We start from the raw sequence: 16,770 nt of genomic DNA, 5'->3' as shown, positions 1-16,770 counted from the left end.
TAGGGGAACCGCGTCGGGACATGGCCATGACGAACCCTGATACGCTCCTCCGCGACAGCCGCGTCCCCGCGGACCGCGTGCGCCTGGCGAACGACGGCGATCTCCGGCCGGACGGGGCCTTCGTCCTCTACTGGATGACGGCGGCGCGGCGCACCCATTTCAACTTCGGCCTCGAACGTGCCGCCGAATGGGCGCGCGCCCTCGGCCGCCCCCTCGTCGTCCTCGAAGCCCTGCGCGCCGGCTATCCGTACGCGAGCGACAGGCTCCATGCGTTTGTTCTGCGCGGTATGGCAGACAATGCCCGCCGCCTCGCCGAGGCCGGCGTCACGCACCATGCCTACGTCGAACCTCGCCCCGGCGCGGGCAAGGGCCTCGTCGCCGCGCTCTCGCGCCGCGCGTGCGTGGTCGTCACCGACGATTTTCCCATCTTTTTCCTCCCGCGCATGATCGCCGCCGCGGCGAAGCAAATCCCCGTCCGCTTCGAGCAGGTCGATTCCAACGGCCTCTTGCCGATCTACGCCCCCGACCGTGTCTTCACCACGGCCTTCTCGTTTCGCGCGTATCTCCAGAAAAACCTCCTCCCGCACCTCCGCCGCCGCCCGCTCGCCGATCCGCTCGCCGCGGGGCTGCCGGCCTCTCCCAAAAACCTCCTCGCGCCCGACCTCCTCGCGCGCTGGCCCGCCGCCTCGCCCGAGCTCCTCGCCGCCTCGCCCGCGGCGCTCGCCGCGCTCCCGATCGACCATACCGTCCCCGTCGTCACCCGCATTCCGGGCGGCCCCGAGGCGGGCCGCGCCGCGATCGCGCGGTTCCTGCGGACGAACCTCCTCCGGTACGACACCGAGCGCAACGACCCCGACGCCCGCGCCACGAGCGGCCTCTCGCCTTATCTCCATTTTGGCCACGTCTCCACGCACGAGGTCTTCGCCGAGCTCGAGCGGCTCGAAGCCTGGACCGAAAAGAAGACCAAACCCGCGGGCGGCAGGCGTGAGGGTTTTTGGGGCATGAGCCCGCCCGTCGAGTCGTTCCTCGACGAGCTCGTCACCTGGCGCGAGATCGGCCTGAACCTCTGCGCCCTCCGACCGGACGACGCGCAGCGCTTCGAATCCCTCCCGGACTGGGCCCAGAAGACGCTCGCCGATCACGAATCCGATCCCCGCCCGGCGATCTTCACCCTCGCCGAGCTCGAAGGCGCGCGCACGTCCGATCCCCTCTGGAACGCGGCGCAACGCGAGCTCCTCCGCGACGGCCGCATCCACAACTACCTGCGCATGCTCTGGGGCAAACGTGTCCTCGAATGGACCCGCACCCCGCGTGAGGCCCTCGCCATCCTGATCGAGCTCAACGACAAGTACGCGCTCGACGGCCGCGACCCGAACTCGTATTCGGGCATCCTCTGGACGTTCGGCCGCTACGACCGTCCCTGGGCCCCCGAACGACCGGTTTACGGCACGGTCCGCTACATGAGCTCGGGAAATACGTTGAAGAAAATCGACCTCCAGCGCTACCTCGTCGAGTTCGGCGGCCCGGACGACGCGGCTCGTCGCGACAAACGGTACTCGAAATGAATTGAGAGCCGGGGGGAAGGTCCTTTATCCACCCCGGCCCTCGGACATTCATGTTTCGACGCGCCGCGTACCGCGACGCGCGAAGATTTACTTCTTCTCGCCTCCACCCTCTCCCTCGGATTGCTTTCCCTCCTCGATCAGCTCCTTGACGCGCTGACCGCCCTTGTGCCCGATCTCGGAGTAGAACTCGGGGCCGTACTTGTCGCGAACGGTCTCGCCGCCCTTCTGCCCGCCCTTGTGCCCGATCTCGGAGTAGAACTCGGGGCCGTACTTCTCGCGCACGGTCTCGCCGCCCTTGCGTCCGATCTCGGCGTAACCTTCGGAGCCGAGCTCTTCCTTGCGGGCCTCACCGCCCAGCCGTCCGGCCTCCTCGACGGTCATTTGACCCTTCCCGGATTGCTCTTTTTTCTCCGCCATGGTCGTCTCCTGTTCTTTGGGAAAACGAGCGGCAAGCCCGCGCTCGTCGCTCTGGCTAGCGTTTCTGACCTTGGCCGCGCTCGCCTTCGCCCTCGCCTTCGGACTGCTTGCCTTCTTCGATGAGCTCTCGGACGCGCTGGCCGCCCTTGTGGCCGATTTCGGAGTAGAACTCGGGCCCGTACTTGTCCCGCGTATGTTCGCCGCCGATGTGCCCGCCCTTGCGGCCGGCCTCCTCGACGGTCATCTGGCCTTTGCCGGGTTCGTCTTTGCGCTCTGCCATGTAGTTCCCTCCCAGCTCCCGCCGAACATTCTCCGGCCGACCAGGGTGTCAATGGGGGGCCCCCCCGGTGGAGGGCTCCTCCCGCGCTGCGGGCCCGCCATCGCCGTGCGAGAGATCGAGATCGGAAGCGCGCGCCGTTGAAACCGCCTCGACGCTCGCGCGTAGAACGCTAGGATGAGTGCGCTCGAACGAGGAGGCTTCTGTGCCCAAGCCCAAGGATGATTCCCCCGAGCTCGAAAACGTCATTCGCCGCCGCGCCTTCCTGCGCGCCGCTGCGGCCGGCACCTCGTTCCTCGCGCTCGGCGGCGGCACCTACGTCCTCGCCGCCACCGACGACCCGCGGGCCAAGCAGCTCCGCCCCGATGGCCGCCCGCGCCTGCCGCCGGGCCAGCGCATCCTCGACGCGCTCAAGCCCATGGGCGGCGACCCGGGCGACCCGAGCCCGTCGGCCTTCAAGCTGCACGTCCACGGCGACGTCGACAACCCCTTCGACCTCGATTTCGCGGGCCTGCTCGCCCTGCCGCAGACCGAGCAGACGTGCGACGTGCACTGCGTCACGGGCTGGAGCGTGCTCGGCGCTCGATTCACGGGCGTCAAGGTCGCCGAGCTCGCCAAGATGGCGAAGGTGCGCGACACCGTGCGGCACGTGATCTTCGAGGCGGCGAATGGATACACGGCGAACGTCCGGCTCGCCGAGGCGACCGCGCCGAACGTGCTCATCGCGCACAAACACGAGGGCCATCCGCTCACGCGCCCGCACGGCCCGCCTGCGCGCGCGCTCGTGCCCGACCTTTACTTCTGGAAGAGCGCGAAATGGGTGACGGGCATCCGGTTCGTCCGGACCGACCGGCCCGGCTACTGGGAGACACGCGGCTACCACAACCACGCCGATCCCTGGTCCGAGGAGCGGTATGGCTGAGGGCGCGCCCGAGCCTCGGCGGCGTTTGTCGCTGCGGGGCCTCCTCCGCACGGTCCACCGGGACGCGGGCAACCTCGCGGTCGGGCTCACCCTCGTGTATGCCGCGTCCGGCCTTGCGGTGAACCACATCGCGGATTGGGACCCGAATTTCAAGAGCCACCAGACCACGCACGATCTCGGCGGACCTCTCGAAGGGGAGGATCAGGCCGTCGCGGAGCGGGTCCTTCAAAAGCTCGACGTGAAGGGCAAGCCGAGCGACGTCTATCGTGCCGCGCCAAACCAGCTCGAAATCACGCTCGACCGGCGCACGCTCCACGTGGACACGCAGACCGGCAAGGTGCTCGACGAGGGCGACGAGCCGCGGTTTTTCCTGCGGCTCGCGAACTGGCTGCATTTGAACCGCGGCAAAAAAGCGTGGACCTTCGTGGCCGACGGCTACGCGGTCCTGCTCCTCCTGCTCGCGTTTTCGGGGATGTTCATGCTGCCCGGCCGGAAGGGCTTGATCGGCCGGGGCGGCATCTTCGTGCTCGTCGGCGCGGCCGTGCCGATCGCCTACGTCGTGCTCTCGGGCGGCCCCTGATCGGGCCGCCCCCCTTCATTTCAGCTTTTCGAGCCCGGGAAACGCCTCGGCCGCGCTCGTCGCGAAGAGCGAGACCTGTTCGCCCGCGCGCACCATCGTCTTGCCGAGCCGCGGAAACTCGGCGATCTCCGTCGGCTTTTTCTCGCCGCACGAGAGATACACGAGATCCTCCTCGAACGGGTTCTTGAGGTGGTGGGCCACGGACGGCACGGGAAAACCCATGAAATCGCCCGGCCCCACCTCGAACGACTCGTCCCCGATCTCGGCGATGCCCCGGCCGTTCAGGATGTAGAGGAACTCCTCCTCGCCGTAATGGCGATGATAGATGAACGACTCCTTCCCCGGCGGCACGCGGATCAGATTGACCCCGATCCTCTCGAGCCCCGTCGCCATTCCCAGGAGGTGCCCGTGGACCAGCGAATGGGGGTTGAACGGATGCGACATCGAATGCTCGGGTCCGCGCTCGCGGGCCCGGATGAGACTCGGTTTTTTCGTGGGTTCGTCGGTCATGTGTCTCCTCCCTGCACGCGGATCTCGGGGCCCTTGGCGGGCCGGGAGAGCGCGTCCTTCGTTGCTCGCGCCGCGATGTCGAAGGCCCGCGCGCCTTCAGGCAGCCGGAATGGACCCACTCGCGGCAGCGCCTCGATGACGAGCGCGGTCATCCCGTCGCGCGTGGGCACCTTCAGCGAAGGGCTGTCCGCTTTTCGCCACGGCGAGCGCGACGCGAGGTGATGATAAAAAAGCCGCTCGTCTGCGGGCATTCCGGCGAGCCCGTGCCGATCGAGGATCCCGCCGTCGAGCAGCGGCCGCCCCTCGTGCCAGACCGGATGAAACAGGCCCGGCACCGTACACGAGGCCTGAATCGCCGGCGCGAGCGGCCCTCCCGCGAGCACGCGCGTCCCGCGGGCAAACACGTCGTACACGCTCACCGCGAGCGGCACGCGACACCGATCGAACGTCGGCACCGGGAGCAACGCTTCGAGCCGCGCGCGGAAGAGCTTGCCCGCGAGCAGCCCCGGCCCGAGCCGCATGTCCCAGAAGTCCTCGCGCTTCAAGCGCAGGAGCTCGTCGCGGATCGTCACCGCGCTCGCGCCTGCCGCCCAGATCCCGCCCACGAGCGCGCCTGCGCTGGAGCCCGAGACCCGCGTGGGCGCGAGCCCTTCGTCTTCGAGCACGGTCATCACCCCCGCATGCGCGAAGAACCCGAAGAAGCCGGACGAGAGGCCCATCGAAAAGGGACCTTCGCGGAGCCACTCCCGCAGCGTGGGGGTGGGGCGACCGGAGGCGTGGGGGGCGGCCGAGGCGGACGACATGGTTGGGGCGGCGCATCCTAGCCGAAAAATGCGTCCCGGGTTTGCCGATCGGGCGATCAGCCGATCTTGAGCTCGCGCATCCGCCGCTGCAGGGCCACCTTCGACACCCCGAGGTTCCTCGCCGTCAGCTCGACGTTCCCGTCGCATTCTCGCAAGCAGCGCAGGATCTCCTCCCTCGTGAGATCGCTCGCGCGCCGCACTTTGTGTTGCTCGACCAGGTTGTAAATCGAGCTCCGCGGGATCCTCAGCCGTTCGGCCGCGGCCTTCATGTCGAAGTCGCATGTGCGCAGCGCTTCGAGCAGCTCGTCCTTGGTCACGTCGCTCGGCTTGCGGCTCGTGCGGCGCGGCGAAATGGGCGCCTTCGTCGGCGGGGGCCCCGGCTCGCCTCCGGGGCTCGTGTTGCCAACCGCGGGTGGCGGCGGCGTCGCGAGCAGCGCTGCGAGCGCGGGACCCGGATCCAGCGGACCGGCGTCGTGGCTGCCCAGGACGAGCTGACGGACGACATTGCGGAGCTGCCGAATATTTCCGGGCCATTCGTGACGGACGAGCGCCGCCAAGAACGACGCGGGCAGCCACACCTTGTTCGCCGCGATCCGGTCTGCCTTTCCGAAGCGGTCGAGCTCGGCGTACAGAAAATGCACAAAGAGCCGCCCGATATCGTCGCGTCGCTGGCGCAGGGGCGGAATCACGAGCTCGTAACTCGCCAGCCGGTGCAGGAGCGGCGCGCGGAAGGCTCCCGCTTGCACCTTGGCTTCGAGATCGGCGTCGGTCGCGGCGACGATACGGGCCTGCATCTCCCGCATGTGCGAGGCCCCGAGCGTCTGGACCTCCCCCCCGTCGTCGAGGGCCCGGAGCAAGTTCGCCTGCACGTCGAGCGGCATCTCGCCCACTTCGTCGAGAAACAGCGTCCCGTTTGCTGCGCTTCCGAAGTACCCGTGGCTGCGAACCGCGCCGGTGAAGGCGCCCTTGTCGGCCCCGAACAGCGCCGAGGCGGCGAGCGTGGGTGGGATGGCGCCCATGTTCACGGGCACGAAAGGCCGATTCCTTCGTGTTCCCGTGTCATGCAGGGCACGCGCGACGAGCTCTTTACCCGTGCCGGTCTCGCCGCGCACCAACACGGGCACGTCGAGGCTCGCGAGCTGCCGGATCTCGCGGCGTACGCGCTCGATTGCCAGGCTCGCGCCCACGAGGCCGAGGGTATCCTCCGACTCCTGGCGCGCCTCGTCGAGGTGCAAGAGGAGCACGACGCGGTTCGCGAGCTCCAGCACGATCCCGGCCTGCAGCTCGTTCGCCGAGAAATCGCGGCTGCTTTCGAGCGGTGCTCCGTTCACGACGACCCGCGTGGGGCTGCCTTGCTTCTCGATACGAATGCATTCGTTTTCGAGCCAGAGCAGACGAATCGGTGTGCGGCTCACGTGCGGGTCGGCGAGCGGCTCGCGTTTGCTCGAACCCGGGCGCGAGAAGTCGGGCTCGAGCCGCGATACAAGGACACTGCTGCCGTTCGGCCGCAGCGGCAGGAGTGCTCGATCGCCGACACGCTCCAGCGTCGGGTGCCAGACAATCGTCAACGTGGGGACATGCGCGCTCGCGAACCCCGCCTCGGGATCGTCTGCGTGTGTCGGCGGGCTGAGCCCATCGAGCGTCGAGAGCTCCGCGTCTTGTGAGGACACGTACCATTGATAACATGAAAAGGGGGTGCTCGACAAGCCTGTGCACGGCTGACGTGTCGGTCGACATGTCAGCCGACACGTCGGCGATACGTCCGGTGTGGGCCCGGATCGGCGGAGGGTGCCTGCGGTGTGTCGAGCCCCTGGTCAAGCTCACGAGTCCACGACCTTTTGCTGGCATGCCGCGTGCAATCTCGTCCGTCATTTCGACGCGTAACTCGTTGGAGGTCAACCGTGCCCGACAAACTGGGGGACATCGACACCCTTGTTGTCTTGATGATGCAGAGCAGGTCGTTTGATCACGTCCTCGGCCATCTGAGCCTCGACGGAGGGCCTTACGAGGGCCGACTCGACGGGCTCGTGGGCACGCCGATCGACGGCAAGCTCCTCGACGCGCGGTACGAGAACACGTGCGAGGGGCGTATTCATCAGCCCCAGGAGATCCGCGACGGCGCAATGCCGGGGGAGCTGCCGGAGGATAGCCAGTCCGTCCAGATCTCCCTCGGCCGCAGGGCGTCCTCCGGCAAGCGGTGCATGGATGGTTTCGTGCGCGCGGCTGCGCTCTCCGCGCATCGCGCGTCGAGGTCCTTGCCGATGGGCTTCCTGCGGTCCTCGGGCGCGCCCGTCACGAATTTCCTGGCGAAGAGTTATGCCATCTGTGACCGCTGGTTCGCTCCGCTCCCCACCGGTGTGGCGCCGAACCGGCTCATGGCAACGTGCGGCTATTCGCTCCTCGCGGACACCACGCCCCGGCTCCTGCCCCTGCACGATACGGTCTTCGACTGGATGAAGCAGCGCGGCGTCCGATATCGTGTGTACCACGACGGTTTGTCTTTTTTCACCCTCGGCCCCTGGATGCACGGTGAGGTCACGAGCGAGCGCTTCCGTCCTGCCGCGCGGCTCGCGGACGACGTTCGCAACGAGCCCGACGCCACGTTCCCCCAGGTCATTTACATCGAGCCCTCTTATTTCGACGCGCCTTTCCATCTCGGTCGTCCACCGAACGACAACCGCCCGCCCTTGCCCATGGCGCCCGGCGAGCGATTCCTGCTCCAGGTCTACCAGGCGCTCACGTCGAACCCCGAGCGCTTCGGCCGCACGCTCTTCATCGTCACGTACGCCTCCCACGGCGGCTTGTACGATCACGTCTCGCCCCTGCCCATTCACGATGGGAAATTCTCGACGACGGGCGTGCGTGTCCCCGCGATCGTCGTCTCGCCGCTCGTCGAGCCGGGCACGGTCCACAGCGGCCTGCTCGATCACACCTCGATCCTGCAGCTCCTCGCCGAGAAATTCGGCGACGGCGTGTATTCCGAGCCCGTCACGCGCAGGGCCGTGCAGGGGATCGGCAGCGTCTCCACGGTCTTGAATCGCTGCGCCGCGCGGGCGTCGCTCCCCGTCCCGCCGAGCCCGCCCGAGCGACCGGGCCGCAAATGCAAGCGCTCCCTCACGCCCCGCACCGAAGGCGCGCTCGCCTTCGACCTCGCGGCGCGCGCGCTCTGCGACCACGCACCGGCGCGCGTCGCGAGCGCCTACCCCGAGCTCTGGCAGGCGATGTGGAACGCCGAGCTGCAATGAAACGGTAGGTCGATCAGAGGGCGATCGTAAAAACCTGCCAGGCCGAATCGAACGCCGTCGGCAGCACGATCTCCCACGCCGCCTCTTCCAAGCACGAGACGAGCTTCGCCCCCGCCTTTTCGCCGTCGATCGTCGTCCGCACCGAGACGAGCTCCTGGATCGTCGATTCGAGCTTGACCGTCGCCTTTTTTCCCGCCCCGCCGCACGCGGACAGCCCGCGCTCGAGCTCGCTCTTCAGGAACGCCTGCTTGTCGAATGTCGCGAGCCGGACCGGCTTCGCGCGATGCGCGCCGGCGAGCCGGCCATAACCGGATCCGAAACCCTGGCCGCTGCCCGTGAACTCCTCGATCCCCTCGGTCGAAGGACGCACGCCCGGCTCGATTGCGAGATAACTCGTCACCGGCGACACGGCCCGCCCCATCATCGCGAGCGTCATCATATCTGCCTCGTCGATCGAATGGAGCAGGTGCGAGCCGAACACGAGCGCCGCCCACCTTCGATTCTCGGCCTCGTCCGCGACGAGCACCCGGCGCACGGGCGTCGCCCACAATTCGCCCGTCACCTCCACGAACGGAACCTGCTTCTCCGACAAACGCAGATCCTCGAACGACGCGCCCTCCATCATCTCCTCGGGGGCCTCGATATCCTCCCGGGCGAGGCCCTGCGCGTGCACCTCGAAATGGTCGATCCGCGTGGGCCGCGCGAGCTCCTCGTACACGTGGCGCGGCTCCTCGCCCGGGTCGTCCTTGTCGATCGAAGCCTGCCAGACGAGCCCGCCCGTGGGCCGCGTCAGCGTCGCCCAGGTATGCGTGTCGTCGCGCTCGAGCGTGGTCGAAAATGCGCTCCCCACCACGCCGACGTGCAGCAGCGCGCCGCTCTTCGAGAGCTGCCCTCGCAGCCGCTCCGGCGTGAGCTCCTGCCGCGTGCGCGTGTCCGTCAAGGCCAGGATTCGCTTCGGCGTGCCCTCCGGCAGCGCCGCCAGCAGCGCGTCCGCGCGGGCGAGCGCCTCGTCGATGTGGCTCCCGTTGCGCCGGACGATTTGCGCACCGTCGAGCCCGGCGAGCGCATGGCGTACCGAGACGAACCCGTTTTTCGGGGCGTGCACCGCGCGGTCGAACAGGAGCACGGCCGCGCGAGCGTCCGTGAAATGGGAGAGATACGCTCGCGCCATGGCGACCTCCGCCTCGACCTGCTCTTGTTCGAGCGACCGGGACGCGTCGAGGAGCACCACGACGTGGGCGCCGCGGGGCACGCGGGAGAGCGCGGGCGCCGCGTCGATGTGGAACCGGACGACGTTCTTCTGCTTGCCGAACGAAACCGAAGCGAGCGCGCCTTCGAGGGGTTTTTCGCTCGCGGGCGCGACCGACAGGTCCACCGCGTCTTTCAAGCTGATCTGGGCCGGCGCTTTTTGCCGTGTATCGCCGATGAAGAGCGCCTCGCCTGCGATCATCGGCGACACCGTGGCCGCGGCGGGCAACTTCTCCGTGCCCATGGCCGAGAGATCGAGGTGATGACGGCCGTCGCGGTATTGCGTCGGCAGTCGCAGCGTGTATTCGATCGTCTTGTCCTCGCCGGGCGGGCAGGGGAAGACCTGCAATGCGAGCAGGCTCTGGCTCCGCCACGAGAGCAGGGCCGGGTCTTTCGGATAATACCCGCCGACGCCCGTCAGCTCGCGGTACCGCGCCGCCGCTTTCTCTGCTTCCAGCAACTCGCCGTCGTACCAGTGGGGCTTGCCGTCCAGCGTCGCCAGCGTGCGCAGCCCGACGGCCACGGCGCCGGCCGGCAGGTCGATGTAAAACGTCGCCTGATCGTGGCGCGGACCGCCATTGTGCACCGTGCGCCGCACGACGAGATCGGCGTGACCGTGGCCGATGCGGAGATCGATCACGTGGGCTTTTTCGACGAGTTTGTCCGATCGCAGGGCCCGCACGTCGTCGGCCGACGCGGCGGTCGCGGAGAGGAGGATCGAAGCGAGGGCGGCGGCGCACGTGTACGAAACGAAAGAGGTCCGCATGGCGATGGATCCTCGACATCCACGGGGCCGCGTCGTTCCCGATTTTTTTGAATTCTTCACCAAGCGGATCGTTCTTGCCCCGGCGTACGTACGGCTTGCCGGGCGAGGGCGCCCGGCGTATCGAAGCGCCGATGTCTGCTCCCGAGTCGACGGGCCGCGCGGCACCCGAGAGGAAAGGGCCGAGGCGCGCCGTCACCCTCGCCCTCGTCGGGATGACGTTGCTCGCGCTCCTCGCGGTCACGTTCCGGCTCCGGCTCGACCCGAACGTCGCGTCGCTCCTGCCGGACCAGGGGGAGGCTGCGGCGCTGCGGCGGTACGTGCGAGGCTTCGGCGGCGGCGACCTCGCCGTCGTGCTCATCGAAGGGCCGGATCCCGAGACGGTCGCGAAGGTCGCGGAAGGCGTCGCGACCGAGCTCGGAAAGCGCCCGAGCGTGGCCCGCGCCGCCGATCGCGTCGACACCTCACGCGCCCTCGATCCGATGCTCGCATTCCGCCACGCGGATCCCCGGGCGATGGAGCGCCTCCGCGGCGCACTCACGCCCGAGGGCATGCGCGCGCGGCTCGCGGAGAGCCGGGCCATGCTCCTCGCGCCGGGCAGCGGCGCCGCGGCCGAGATGCTCGCGGCCGACCCGCTCCGGCTCGGGCAGCTCGTCTACGAGGGCGCGGACATCGGCGCCGGCGTGCGCACGCAGCCGGACGGGGCGTTCGCCACCGACGACGGCAAGGCGCACCTCGTGCTCGCCGAGCCGCGTGGACAGGCGTTGCGCGGCGTGGACGCGCGCCGCTTCGTCGAGGACACCGAGGCCGTCCTCGCGCCCCTTCGCCAGGCGCACCCCGAGATGCGGCTCGGCCTCACGGGCGGCCACGCCATCGCGGCGGCGACCGAGTCCATGCTGACGCGGGACCTCTCGATCTCCAGCACCATCGCCATGGTGCTCGCGTCGCTCGTCTTCGCCTTGATCTTCCGGCGCGTGCGGGCGCTCGTCGCCGTGATGCCGCCGCTCCTGCTCGGCACGGTGTGGACCGCGGCTGTGGCCGCGGCGCTCCCGCGTGGTTTGTCGGGGATCGCGGTCGCGTTCATGTCGGTCGTCGTGGGCGTGGGCGTCGACACGGGCGTGCACGTCTATGCGGCGCTTCTCGAAGCGCGGCGGGCGGGGCTTCCTCCACGCGAGGCCGCGCGCGCGGCGCGGGCGAAGACGGCGCGCGGCGTGCTCTTCGCGGCAGGGACGGCGGCCGCGGCGTTCGGCGCGCTCGCGTTTTCGAGCATCGAGGCCATGCAGCAGCTCGGCCTCCTTTGCGCCGCGGGCGAGCTGCTCACGGCGGTGGCGATCGTCCTCGTCACGCCGGAGGTCGGCGCGTTGCTCGAACGAAAGCCACCGCCTCCGCCTGCGCCCGTGCGCTGGACCGACGCGTTTGCTTGGCTCTCGGGCACGCGCAGGCGCGCGGCGCTCCTCGCCTTCGTCGCGCTCCTGCCTGTCGTCGCGGTGTTCCTCGGCGCGGCGCCGGGGTTGTCGGACTCGATCGTGGCCGTGCGGCCGAAGGAGCTCGAGCCGCTGAAGGTGCAGCAGGCGGTGTTCGACGCGTTCGGCGGCAAACGCGGGCAATGGGTCGTGCTCGTCGCCGATCGGGACCTCGAGCGCGCGCGGGCGCGAGGGGATCGGATCGCGGAGACGCTCTCGGCCATGAAGGACGACGTCGAGGCGGTCGACGCGCTCACGGCGCTCGCGCCGGCGAAGGAGACGCAGGAGGCGCGTTTTGCGGCGCGAGACGCGCAAGACCTCCCGGCAAAGGCGAACGAGCTCGAAAAGGCGCTCGTGGAGACGGGGTTTGCACCGGCACGTTTCGCCGGCGCGCTCGACGCGATGCGCGCGCCCACGCGTGACCTCGTGCAGATCGAGGATCTCCGCAAAGGCACGGCGTCGATCCTCCTGTCGAGGTACCTCGGCATGGACGAGGGCGAGCCTCTCGTGGCGCTTTACGTGCGGCCCCGCGAGGTGCCCGGCGCGACGGCGCGGGTCGAGGAGGCGCTCCGGCGGACCGATCCGCACGCGATGCTGACGGGGTATGCGCGGCTCGAAGTCGTGCTCCGGCAGAGCCTTTCGCAAGACCTGCCGAAGATCGCAGGCGTCGCCGCGGTGCTCGTGGTGGCCGCGCTCGCGATGTCGCTCCGGCGGGTGCGGGACGTGGTGATCGCGGCGGTCGTCGTCCTCTGCGAGATCGCGGCGGTGCTCTTGCTCGTGCGGATCCTCGGCATCCCGCTGCATGCCTACGACGCGCTCGTCTTGCCCGTGCTGCTCGGCATCACCGTCGACGAGGGCATGTTCTTGCTTTATCGGGCCCGCGAGGTCGATGGGGGGCAGGCCGGAGCGCCCGGCCTTGAACACGATGTGATTCGCGAGACCTTGCGTGACGAGGGCCCTCCCGTCGCGGCCACGGCGCTCACGACGGCCACGGGCTTCGCGGCGCTCACGCTTTGCCGCTTCGAGGGCCTTCGGGATCTTGGCCTCGTGGGCGCGCTGGGCAGCGTGGCGGGGCTCGTGGTCGCGCTCGTCGTCGTGCCCGCGGGGCTTCGGCTCTGGAAGGCGTGAGGTCTTCTCAGGCTGCCCGCGGGGCGGTATCCATAGCTTCTTCCCATGTCGCAACCCTCCAAGATCATCGCGGATCGCGTCGCCATCAGCCGCACCGTGCTCGCCTCCTTGAACGAGCACACCCCCGATATCGCCAGGGAGCTCGAAGCCGCGCTCTTCCCGGAGGGCCCGCCCCGCGACGTCACCGTGGCCGGATTCCTCCACGCGCTGCGCGACCTGCTCGCGCGCTCGACCGAGGCGATGTTCGCGGCCGATCTCGCGCACACGCGCGAGCTCGCGGACGACGACGCCCCGCGCGCGCTTGCCGAGGAGCGCCATGAGGTCTTGAAGGCCCTGCTCCTCTCGCTCCGCACCACGCTCGCGAGCACCTACGGCGTGCCCGTCGCCGCCGCGTACGGCATTCCCTCGCAGATCCCCGACGACCCCGAGGTCCTCCTCCGCGTGGCGAGCGCCGTCGAGCGCCTCCTCCGGGATCGACCGCTCGTCGAGCCGCCGAAGATCAGGAGCCTCGCCATCGCGCCGCTCGCCGTCGCCGAGGACCTCGGGTTCGCCATCGCGGACTTTCGGCGCGCGCTCGCGGACGTCGACCGCGAGAAACGCGAGGCCGTCCTCTCGCAAAGCACGAAGAACCTCGCGATGGCCCGGTGGCTCTCCACGTACCAGGGCGTCACCGAGGCGGCCTGCGGCCTTTATGCGCTCGCGGGGCACGCCGCGCTCGCCGAGGGGATCCGCCCGACGGCGCGCAGGCTCGCGGGTTTGCCCGAGGAAGAGGACGCCGCGCCGTCGACCGAGCGGTCGCGTTGATCCCATAGCCACGCGCCTCCCCGTCGCCTATTCTGATCGCGTGGCCGGCCTGCCGCTACGCACCGAGGGGACGCGCCCGCGTGAGCGCGCGCATGGCATGTTTGTCTCGGCGATCGTCCTCGCCCTGTTCGTCCCGCGAAACAGCGGCGCCCAGCCGAACAAGCCCGCCGCGCCCCCCGCGCCGGCCAAGACGAACCCTCCGCCGGCAAACCCCACCCCGACGAACCCTTCGCCTCCGCCCGCCGCGCCGCGCCTGCCGCGCGCCTCGGTCGCCCGCGTGGTCGAGTCTCTTGCTGCGGATCTGGCGCCCGTTTTGCTTCTTCCCGCGCGCGTCATCGCCGCGCCGCTCGCCTCGGACACGCCGGCGCCGCGCGGGGCCGAGCTCACGACCCGGATCGCCTCGCTCCTCGCGGGTCGCCTCGGCGCGGGCAGCTCCGCGCACCCGACCCCGCTCCCGCTCGCGGACGCGCGCGTGGCGGCGCGCGGCGAGCGCTCGTTCGTGCACCTCCTCGTCGAGATCCGCGGCGGAAAGCTCCGCGTCACGGCCGACGTCTTTCCGGTCCCGCGCACCGTATGGGCGCGCATTCGTGATCCCGAGCCGGGCCCCTTCGCGCACGCGTTTGCCGAGGCGCCGCTCGACGCCGAGATCCGCAGCTTCCTCGAAGCGGTGCCGCTCGCGAAGGCGAACGTCACGCGGGGCCAGAACTTCGAGTCCGACGTCGTGGCCCTCGCGTGTGGCGACATCGACGGCGACGGCGCCCTGGAGATCCTGAGCACGAGCCGCCGCCGCGTGACGACGTTGCGGCTCCGCGAGGGCAAGGTGCTCCCGCTGCGCTCGCGCTCGTGGTCGGACCTCTCGCCGCTGCACTTGTCCCCGCTGCGCGAGCCGATCGGCCTCGCGGGGCTCGTCGAGCGAAGGGACGAAGGGGACGCTGTCGCGTGGTTCGTCGACGTCGGCGTGTCGGATCGCGCGAAGGCGTTGCGCCTCGACGCCGAGCTCGTCGTCGTCGCGCCGGTCGCGGGTTTGCCCGTCTCCTCGGGCGAGGCGAGCGGCTGTGCGCGCGTCGCGTCGGGGTGGCTCACGGGCCCGCTCGTGCCTTGTTGGTCGGGAGAAACGGTGATCGCGCCGGCGATCGCCGGCAACTTCGACGTGCTCGCCGCGGCCTCGCTCGTGACGCCGCGAGGGCAGCGCTTCACTGTGCTCGCGGCGCGGAACGATCGCGGCACGGTCGAGGTGCGCGATGACGCGGGGCACGTCGAGACGATCACCGGCGCGGGCGCGCAGCTCGCGGTGGGCGACCTCGATCAGGACGGCGATCCGGAGATCCTGAGCGGGCTCGACGTGGCGGATGCGCTGGACGACGCGGTCGTCGTGCGCACGTGGGCGCGCGCGGCGGCGGGGGAGGCGGGGAGGCCACGCGAGTTCCTGCGCCTTCCGGCCGCGGCGGGCGTGCGTGCGCTCGCGGTGTGTCCTCCCGATGGCCCGGGGCGCGCGCCGTTCGTGGTCGCCACCGCGGACGAGATATGGGTGGTCCGATGAGCGGCGAAATGTTCGGCGGGGACAATCGTTTGTCCAGGCGCGCATTCCTCGGCGCCTCCGTGGCGAGCGCGCTCGTGGCCGCGACGCCTTCCGCCGCGGCGCTCGGCCGCACCCCGCATGGCGGCCGGTTCTCGCTGCACCTGCCCTGGCCCACGCGCTCGATCGATCCCCATGACCTGCGCGACCCGACCGCGGCGCTTTTCGGCGCGGCGATCGCCGATCCGCTCTACACGCTGGACGCCGCGGGCCACCCGGCCCCGGCGCTCGCGCAATCGCTCCCTTCGAGGGAGGCGCTCGGCACGGTCGTGCGGCTGCGCGAGGGCCTGCGCACGGCGCGCAAGGAGACGCTCGGCGCGGCGGACGTGATCTTCTCGATCGAACGCGCCCGCAGCCGAGGCGCGGCGGGGCTCCTCGCGGAGGTCCCGAAGCCCACGCCTTACCCGAAGGACCCGCTGGCGATGGTGTTTGGCACGACCGACCCGCACAAGCTCGCCCGCGCGCTCGCCTCGCCGCTCGCCGCGGTGGTGCCGCAGAAATTCGATCCGAGCGCGCCGGACGGGACGGGCGCATTCCGCGCGGAATGCGGCGAGCGCGGGCTCGTCCTTTCGAAAAATCCTTTCGCGGCGCGGGGCGCGGCGTTTCTCGATGGGATCGAGGTCGCGCGCGCGGACGACCTGGCGACGTCGTTGCGACGATTCGAAGCGGAGCGGGACGACGTGGGCTGGCTCGGGCTCGGCCTGCACGGCGAACGCAAAGGCGCTATCCGTTTCGACCTCGGCCGCGCCGCGTGGATCGTCTTGCAGATGGGCCCGCAGGCCGGCAGCTTTGGCGCGCCATCGGTCGCGCAGCGGCTCGTGGACGCGGTTCCGCCGGAGCGTTTGTCGCACCTCGGGCTCGGACCCCTCCCGCCTGCCAATGGAGATCCGGGCTGGGGCGGGCCGCCGGCGGAGCTTTTGGTGGACGAAGCCTCGGCGCACCTCGTCGAGGTGGCGCGGACGCTCGCGCCAATCTTGTCGCGGCCGGGGCACGAGGTGACGGTCTCGACGATCCCGCGCGTGGAGCTCGGCCGGCGCCGGGCGCGGGGGCAGGTGACGCTTTCGATCGACATCGTGCGCCCCTCGCAGCCGGGCCCCCTCGGGGCCTTGTTATCGCTGGCGACGGCGGACGACCCGGCGCGGGCGAAGGACCTCGCGATGAAGCCGCCGAAGCTCGCGCCGAATGCATCGGCGCGGGCGTTGACGCATAGCTTGCGGGTCGGCGTGCTCGGGGAGCTGCGGGTGGTGGGAGGATTGATGCCTGAGCTCGTGCTCGCGCGGGGCGGGGAGGGGTGGGATCTGGGAGCGAGTTTTCGGAGGCGGGGAAAGTAAAGCCCTCGGAGTTTTTCCAGGACGGGATCGTGCCGCTCCCTGGCACGCGCGCGTTTCTCGTGAAGGAAGAATGCGGACACGCTGGAGGTTTGAACGCGCCCGCCGACCTCGGCGGTTTGTCGTACACCGCCGTCACGA

The 16,770-nt window shown here is 70.0% G+C and carries 13 protein-coding genes and 1 pseudogene; 8 read left to right on the top strand and 6 right to left on the bottom strand.

Annotated elements, in window-relative coordinates:
• Positions 1–26: 26 nt before the first annotated feature.
• Complete coding sequence (locus E8A74_RS21950; protein WP_211365421.1) at positions 27–1,565, top strand: deoxyribodipyrimidine photolyase; 1,539 nt, start codon at positions 27–29, stop codon at positions 1,563–1,565.
• 87 nt (positions 1,566–1,652) lie between these two features.
• Here the strand turns inward: E8A74_RS21950 and E8A74_RS56040 are convergent, their stop codons facing one another.
• Entirely contained in the window at positions 1,653–2,177 is a 525-nt protein-coding gene (locus E8A74_RS56040; protein WP_342763969.1) for a KGG domain-containing protein, read from the bottom strand.
• A pseudogene (locus E8A74_RS55555) lies at positions 2,116–2,262 on the bottom strand (KGG domain-containing protein); the annotation flags it as partial. The gene E8A74_RS56040 and the pseudogene E8A74_RS55555, both read right to left, overlap by 62 nt.
• 202 nt (positions 2,263–2,464) lie before the next feature.
• Here E8A74_RS55555 and E8A74_RS21935 point away from each other — a divergent pair.
• Together E8A74_RS21935 and E8A74_RS21930 are read left to right on the top strand one after the other, a co-directional pair.
• Positions 2,465–3,181, top strand: a complete 717-nt coding sequence (locus E8A74_RS21935; protein WP_136931003.1) for a molybdopterin-dependent oxidoreductase — start codon at positions 2,465–2,467, stop codon at positions 3,179–3,181.
• Positions 3,174–3,761 carry a PepSY-associated TM helix domain-containing protein gene (locus tag E8A74_RS21930; RefSeq protein ID WP_136931002.1) on the top strand — a complete coding sequence of 196 codons (588 nt, stop codon included), beginning with the start codon at positions 3,174–3,176 and terminating at the stop codon, positions 3,759–3,761. Before E8A74_RS21935 ends, E8A74_RS21930 begins: the two co-directional genes overlap by 8 nt.
• A gap of 15 nt (positions 3,762–3,776) precedes the next feature.
• Here the strand turns inward: E8A74_RS21930 and E8A74_RS21925 are convergent, their stop codons facing one another.
• Genes E8A74_RS21925 through E8A74_RS21915 form a run of 3 tightly spaced genes read right to left on the bottom strand, consistent with a single transcriptional unit; the run spans position 3,777 to position 6,744 of the window.
• A complete protein-coding gene (locus E8A74_RS21925) occupies positions 3,777–4,271 on the bottom strand; it encodes a cupin domain-containing protein (RefSeq protein ID WP_136931001.1) in 495 nt (164 codons plus the stop codon).
• On the bottom strand, positions 4,268–5,074 hold the full coding sequence (locus E8A74_RS21920) for a patatin-like phospholipase family protein (protein WP_136931000.1): 807 nt from the start codon (positions 5,072–5,074) through the stop codon (positions 4,268–4,270). The genes E8A74_RS21925 and E8A74_RS21920 overlap by 4 nt, the downstream gene beginning before the upstream one ends.
• A gap of 56 nt (positions 5,075–5,130) precedes the next feature.
• Positions 5,131–6,744, bottom strand: a complete 1,614-nt coding sequence (locus E8A74_RS21915) for a sigma 54-interacting transcriptional regulator (protein ID WP_136930999.1) — start codon at positions 6,742–6,744, stop codon at positions 5,131–5,133.
• 231 nt (positions 6,745–6,975) lie between these two features.
• On the opposite strand from E8A74_RS21915, the gene E8A74_RS21910 reads away from it, so the two are divergent.
• The gene (locus E8A74_RS21910) at positions 6,976–8,319 is read left to right on the top strand and encodes an alkaline phosphatase family protein (protein WP_136930998.1); all 1,344 of its coding nucleotides are present in this window, start codon (positions 6,976–6,978) and stop codon (positions 8,317–8,319) included.
• Positions 8,320–8,332: 13 nt separating this feature from the next.
• Here the strand turns inward: E8A74_RS21910 and E8A74_RS21905 are convergent, their stop codons facing one another.
• The gene (locus tag E8A74_RS21905) at positions 8,333–10,333 is read right to left on the bottom strand and encodes a VIT and vWA domain-containing protein (protein WP_136930997.1); all 2,001 of its coding nucleotides are present in this window, start codon (positions 10,331–10,333) and stop codon (positions 8,333–8,335) included.
• A gap of 131 nt (positions 10,334–10,464) precedes the next feature.
• Between E8A74_RS21905 and E8A74_RS21900 the strand changes: the two genes are divergently transcribed.
• The 4 genes from E8A74_RS21900 to E8A74_RS21880 are packed head-to-tail and all read left to right on the top strand — an operon-like array spanning position 10,465 to position 16,632.
• Entirely contained in the window at positions 10,465–12,921 is a 2,457-nt protein-coding gene (locus tag E8A74_RS21900; protein WP_136930996.1) for an MMPL family transporter, read from the top strand.
• Between the two features lie 45 nt (positions 12,922–12,966).
• The gene (locus tag E8A74_RS52530) at positions 12,967–13,725 is read left to right on the top strand and encodes a hypothetical protein (RefSeq protein ID WP_170229282.1); all 759 of its coding nucleotides are present in this window, start codon (positions 12,967–12,969) and stop codon (positions 13,723–13,725) included.
• Positions 13,726–13,765: 40 nt separating this feature from the next.
• The gene (locus E8A74_RS21885; RefSeq protein ID WP_136930993.1) at positions 13,766–15,265 is read left to right on the top strand and encodes a hypothetical protein; all 1,500 of its coding nucleotides are present in this window, start codon (positions 13,766–13,768) and stop codon (positions 15,263–15,265) included.
• Positions 15,262–16,632, top strand: coding sequence for a hypothetical protein (locus E8A74_RS21880; protein ID WP_232379692.1), 1,371 nt, complete (start codon positions 15,262–15,264; stop codon positions 16,630–16,632). Before E8A74_RS21885 ends, E8A74_RS21880 begins: the two co-directional genes overlap by 4 nt.
• Positions 16,633–16,770 lie beyond the last annotated feature (138 nt).

Source organism: Polyangium fumosum (assembly GCF_005144585.1).
GTDB classification, from domain to species: Bacteria; Myxococcota_A; Polyangia; order Polyangiales; family Polyangiaceae; genus Polyangium; species Polyangium fumosum.
The sequence above is the reverse complement of the archived record's forward strand: the minus strand, read 5'-3'. Positions and strand labels throughout refer to the sequence as shown.

Coding starts and splice junctions, on each gene's coding strand:
- E8A74_RS21920 (WP_136931000.1), bottom strand. CDS start 5,074: ATGTCGTCCGCCTCGGCCGCCCCCCACGCCTCCGGTCGCCCCACCCCC.
- E8A74_RS52530 (WP_170229282.1), top strand. CDS start 12,967: ATGTCGCAACCCTCCAAGATCATCGCGGATCGCGTCGCCATCAGCCGC.
- E8A74_RS21900 (WP_136930996.1), top strand. CDS start 10,465: ATGTCTGCTCCCGAGTCGACGGGCCGCGCGGCACCCGAGAGGAAAGGG.
- E8A74_RS21880 (WP_232379692.1), top strand. CDS start 15,262: ATGAGCGGCGAAATGTTCGGCGGGGACAATCGTTTGTCCAGGCGCGCA.
- E8A74_RS21930 (WP_136931002.1), top strand. CDS start 3,174: ATGGCTGAGGGCGCGCCCGAGCCTCGGCGGCGTTTGTCGCTGCGGGGC.
- E8A74_RS21925 (WP_136931001.1), bottom strand. CDS start 4,271: ATGACCGACGAACCCACGAAAAAACCGAGTCTCATCCGGGCCCGCGAG.
- E8A74_RS21905 (WP_136930997.1), bottom strand. CDS start 10,333: ATGCGGACCTCTTTCGTTTCGTACACGTGCGCCGCCGCCCTCGCTTCG.
- E8A74_RS21950 (WP_211365421.1), top strand. CDS start 27: ATGACGAACCCTGATACGCTCCTCCGCGACAGCCGCGTCCCCGCGGAC.